The sequence below is a fragment of the Chloroflexus sp. genome (assembly GCF_056331925.1).
This window is the reverse complement of sequence record NZ_JBWGQH010000052.1, coordinates 1-4,933: the sequence shown is the minus strand read 5'-3', so window position 1 is coordinate 4,933 and position 4,933 is coordinate 1. Positions and strand designations below refer to the sequence as shown.

At 56.5% G+C, this 4,933-nt stretch carries 4 protein-coding genes; 1 reads left to right on the top strand and 3 read right to left on the bottom strand.

The annotated features are described in order from the left end of the window. Positions 1-461: 461 nt before the first annotated feature. The 3 genes from AC01ZF_RS17465 to AC01ZF_RS17455 all read right to left on the bottom strand — a co-directional run bounded on the left by AC01ZF_RS17465 (position 462) and on the right by AC01ZF_RS17455 (position 3,647). The gene (locus AC01ZF_RS17465) at positions 462-1,598 is read right to left on the bottom strand and encodes a glycosyltransferase family 9 protein (protein ID WP_424676272.1); all 1,137 of its coding nucleotides are present in this window, start codon (positions 1,596-1,598) and stop codon (positions 462-464) included. Positions 1,599-1,669: 71 nt separating this feature from the next. After that, positions 1,670-2,977: a CpXC domain-containing protein gene (locus AC01ZF_RS17460; RefSeq protein WP_424676271.1), complete on the bottom strand. Its 1,308-nt coding sequence runs from the start codon at positions 2,975-2,977 to the stop codon at positions 1,670-1,672. Between the two features lie 40 nt (positions 2,978-3,017). After that, complete coding sequence (locus AC01ZF_RS17455; protein ID WP_476575542.1) at positions 3,018-3,647, bottom strand: class I SAM-dependent methyltransferase; 630 nt, start codon at positions 3,645-3,647, stop codon at positions 3,018-3,020. Positions 3,648-3,858: 211 nt separating this feature from the next. On the opposite strand from AC01ZF_RS17455, the gene AC01ZF_RS17450 reads away from it, so the two are divergent. Further along, positions 3,859-4,827, top strand: coding sequence for a quinone oxidoreductase family protein (locus AC01ZF_RS17450; RefSeq protein WP_424676270.1), 969 nt, complete (start codon positions 3,859-3,861; stop codon positions 4,825-4,827). Positions 4,828-4,933 lie beyond the last annotated feature (106 nt).

The window sequence follows — 4,933 nt, the reverse complement described above, 5'->3', positions numbered from 1 at the left end:
TCATGTCGAGCGCAGCAAGACATCTTCGATGCTGGGCAGAGCGCGTGCCGCACAACGGATGCCAAGATTTCTCGCTGCGCGCGAAATGACAGAGGGGGTGCCTACCCTGGATAGGGCGAGCGCACTCTGTGCCATGTCCGCTCCGTTGCTGCACCACCAACCTACTGGGCGACCGTCCCCTAAGGTGGGGCGTTTCGCTACCGACCAGGGGAGCGCTGCGCAACAAGGGTACACAATGGAGAGACTCTTCAGGTTTGGTGGTGTTGCTAATGGTGTATTTCACCTCACGCACGGCGGCAGATCACTAGCAATGCTCCGTCAGTTTTCGCTGCTTTGGTGCTTTCCTTAGCGAGTTCTTTGACACTCCCTGACGGCATTACCGTCCAATGCTCTGGTGAACTTCACAGTATTGGTGTTTCCCCCTGTCCCAACACAAGTCCGAATCTGAAAAGTGATACCCACTATAGACCACTCCCTACGGTTGCCAATAACGTCTCGGCAGCCGCCACGACAGATGCCGGGGTGAGTGCTACCATGCATTCGGGCGGATCGGTCGCACGTGGGCAGGCAGCAAAGACCCCGCATGGACTGCACGCGATCCCGGCGCTCAATACGTGATGCCGCGATCCATCACCCCACGGCCCGAAACGAAGTGGATCACTCGGCCCAAACAGGTGAATGGTGGGTACGCCTTGGCTAACAGCAATGTGCAGTGGGCCACTGTCGACACCGATCACCAACTCGGCATAGACAAACAGCGCAGCAAGGCGGTCAATAGTCATTTCAACACTGAGCATCAAGACATCAGGTAATTCGGTGGCAAGCGCGGCCAATGCGGCGTGCTCGGCAGGACTACCGGTGAGCAAAAAACGCCGCCGAGGCCGACGCAAGCTTTGAATAAGAGCGATCCAGTAGCTGTGCAACCAGTGCTTTGTTGGTCCACCGGTGCCGGGATGGATAATGATTAACTGTTCATTCGGCGCGACGTGCGTCTGATACCATATAGCAGCCCATTCACGCGCAGCAGGCGTCGGTGAGAAGCGCAACGGCGCTGGTGGTGGGCGATGACCGGTGAGCGCTGCTACCAGATCGAGCGCCTGCTGAGTAACGTGTTGCCGCGGATGATAGTCTAGTGCCTCGCTGAGCAGGGGCCGGCAGAGGGGATGGGCAAAGCCGATTCGACGAGGGATACCGGTCAATAAGGCCAGCGCAGCCCCCCACCAGTGATCGTCGCGCATGATAAGCGCAGCATCGAAGCGCTGTCGGCGTAAGCGTAACGCTTCGCGCAGCAAGAGCAGGTAAGGTGTGAGGCGTGATGGTTTGGCGACGGTGCGATCAAACCCCGGAAATGGCAACGTGACCAGTGCATCGAGTTCGGGCAAGCGTTGCCACATTGGCGCAGCCCATGGCCCAACGAGAGCAGTGAGGTGTGCCGTCGGTAAGGCAGTTCGGAGCGCTGCCAAGGCCGGTGTCGCGAGCAGCAGATCACCTAAGTGGTCGGGCTTGATGATCAGAATACGCTGTGGCGGATGCGCGTTTGCGCGCCGTACCAAAGGTTGAGCAACCGTGGCGAGGAGATGAAGAAACAATGCTCGCATAGTGCTTGGATGGGTGCGAAGACGCAAACCGGTGACGCGAGCCAACCGTTCGTCTCCGTACCCTAGGGGGACTAGAAGAGCAACGCACTGGCCTCACGAGCCAATTGGCGCAACCGCTCGGCAGCAGCCTGATTGGCACGCTTCTCTTCCTCGGCGGCCCGTTCGTTCAGACGGCGTGCAAGTTCAGGGGTAATTTTCGTCATGTTCTTGCGCAGCAAGCGGGTCGCATCGAGAGTCGTCTCCTGTGCCATCAATTCGTTGATAAAACGATCTTCAGGCGAGAGCCGCGACTCGATAATCTCTTGCGCTGTAGCAGCCAACTGTTCAAGCTGATCGACCAATTCCGGGCTACCAGCATGACGTGCGGCGGCGATACTGGCCGATATGACCGTCAGTAAGCCTTCGTCTACCTCAGCAGCCCGCTCCCATAGCGCAGCCACCGGATCGGACGTCGACAATACGTCATCGATCAAGGCACTGCCGCGCTCGAACAACTCTTGCGCCTCACGGTCAATCGCTTCGACCAGCTCAAGAATACGGCTACGACGTGCAGTTAACATCTGCGCAGTCGCAGTATCGCCGGAGGCCTCTGCTGCCTCGATCTGTTCTGTCCACAGCTCAAAAAAACCGTAATCAATCAAGGGGCGTAGCTCTTTCACGGCAGACGGCAACTCATCATCGCTCACCGTCCGCAACCGCTCGATTGCCGCATTTAACTCTTGTGTGGCGGCCAGTGCTGCCGCACGAGCGGTATAGGCCTGTAACTTCTCACGGACACGGATCAACAGCGAGCGCATCTGGGCCTGCGCTTTATTCGTTGCATTGATAAAGGCATCGAGGGTGGCAAAAAATTCAGGAGTTAGCTCCTTAGTATAGCCTTGGGCCTTCTCGGTAAACCGCTGATCATCATCTACTACATTGACCAAGTCGGTCAAAATCTCGACATAACGGTTTTGGCGGCGCAAATCTTCCGCCGAGACGCCATCAGCCTCGTAGATCGCCTCGATCAACGATTGCAACGTCAGGAAGCGACGTGGGGCCAACAAATAGCCACGTGGCGCCTCGTTTGGTACCGAGCGGAGCAGGAAAGCCGACGCATCACCGATAAATCGGTCGATCTCTTGCGGTTGGCTATTCAGCTCTTGCGGAACATACACCAAAAACAGTTGCTTACCGGCATCGTGATAGATAAGCGGCGCGCTGAGCATACTTGCCATGCCACACGCAGGGCAGACAGCGACATTCAGTTGACCGGTGAGGAGCGCAGCCTTTAGTTCGGGCTGCTCGCCACCATCGACGAGCGTATAGACGAGTGAACGGAAACGTGTTCCACAAGATGGACAAGCTAGTTGAACTGGTTGAGGAGGGGCCGACGGCATTGATCTTCTCCCAAGACTATGATCATTCACTAAGTGCTGATTATACCACTCGTCGACCGACTACAGCGTAGAGTGGGTCACTTAGCCAATGGTTTGGCGAGCGATCAAGACAGCGAATCTGGGTAAAACCGCCGGCCAGTTCAAAGTAGTAGCGCACCAGTTCCATATGTTGGCGATCATTCGTCGCCAACCAGATTCGCACCGCTTTACTAGGAAAGCAACGGTTTGAGAAGGTAACGATAAACGGTCCACCCGGCTTGAGGATACGGTTCACCTCGGCAAACACTTCTACCGGGTGCGTCATATATTGAATGGAGACGGTGCATACCACGCCGTCGAAACTCTGATCAGGAAAGGGCAACTGTGGGTTAGCGTTAAGATCGTGGATCACATACTCATGTAGTTGCGGATTCAGGCGCATCTCTTCTTCATTCAGGCCCAACCCAACTACCCGCGTCAGCGGAATATCATTGGGGAGATGGCTCACATAGCTACTCATGAGATCGAGGAGGCAACCACCATTTGGTAGTTCTTCGCGAATTAATTGGGTTACCGCCTGGCAGGCCAACTCATCGATATGGGCAGTTAGCCGGGGATACAGATAGAACAAGCGATCATCGGTTTCATCGTAACGCTCAAAATATTCAGGTGGTAGACCGCTTCGACGCACTATCGCCCCCACTGAAAGGTTCGGTCTTAATTGCGTATAGATTACACAGCAACGAAATGTCGCCAACCATAACCGGCAACTGCCGGCGAGAGATGCACCTCGCTATCTCGATTAGGCGACATCACCGTAACAATGAGATAGCGGCACTATGTTATAGTATAGGTCAGTTTTCGATCGAAGCGCAAGAGTGGGCGGGAAACGAGGTACGATCATGCGGGCAATCCAGATCCATCAGACCGGTGGGCCAGAGCAGTTACAACTTGTCGATCTACCTGTACCAACACCGGGGCCGGGGCAGGTACGGATTAAAGTAGCGGCGGCTGGGGTAAACTTTATTGATATTTATCACCGTAGTGGCTTGTACCCGCAGCCGTTGCCGTTCACGCCAGGGCTTGAAGTTGCCGGGACGGTTGACGCCCTTGGTGAAGGAGTCAGTAACTGTGCTGTTGGTGATCGGGTGGGCTGTGTGACGGCCATCGGTGGCTATGCCGAATATGCGCTCGCGTTTGCCGACAAACTGGTGCATGTCCCCGACAATGTCGATCTCGAAACGGCTGCTGCCGTCCTCTTACAGGGGATGACGGCGCATTATCTGGCGTTGAGTACCTTCCCGCTGAAAGCCGGCGATGCGTGTTTGATCCACGCAGCAGCCGGTGGAGTAGGTCTATTGCTGATTCAAATTGCCAAGCGATTGGGCGCGCGGGTGATCGGGACAGTTTCGACCGAGGAGAAAGCGGCGTTGGCCCGTGCAGCCGGCGCCGACGAAGTGGTGATCTATACTCGCGAGTCATTCGTCGAGCGTGCGCGTGCGTTCACCAACGGGCGAGGCGTTGATGTTGTGTACGACTCGGTGGGGGCGAGCACGGTCGAAGGTAGCCTCGATAGCTTACGTCCGCGTGGGATGTTTGTCACGTTTGGTAACGCGAGTGGTCCGGTAGCGCCGATTTCACCTTTGACGCTCAGTAGCAAAGGGTCGCTGTTTATGACGCGGCCAACCCTCTTCCACTATATTGCGACCCCGGAAGAGTTGCGCTGGCGCGCCGAAGATCTTTTCACGTGGATTGGGGCCGGCGAGTTACAGGTGCGGATCGACCGTCGTTATCCGCTCGCGGAAGCTGCTGCGGCTCAGATCGCACTGGCGAGCCGGGCGACGAGTGGGAAACTGTTGCTCATCCCGTAACGCAAAGGGCGCCGAGCGCGCAGAGGGTTTGATGGGTCCAGGATTGGACAACCATTACGCTCGAAGGGAACAACGCAAGGGCGCCGAGCGCGCAGAGGGTTTGATG

Coding starts and splice junctions, on each gene's coding strand:
- AC01ZF_RS17460 (WP_424676271.1), bottom strand. CDS start 2,977: ATGCCGTCGGCCCCTCCTCAACCAGTTCAACTAGCTTGTCCATCTTGT.
- AC01ZF_RS17465 (WP_424676272.1), bottom strand. CDS start 1,598: ATGCGAGCATTGTTTCTTCATCTCCTCGCCACGGTTGCTCAACCTTTG.
- AC01ZF_RS17450 (WP_424676270.1), top strand. CDS start 3,859: ATGCGGGCAATCCAGATCCATCAGACCGGTGGGCCAGAGCAGTTACAA.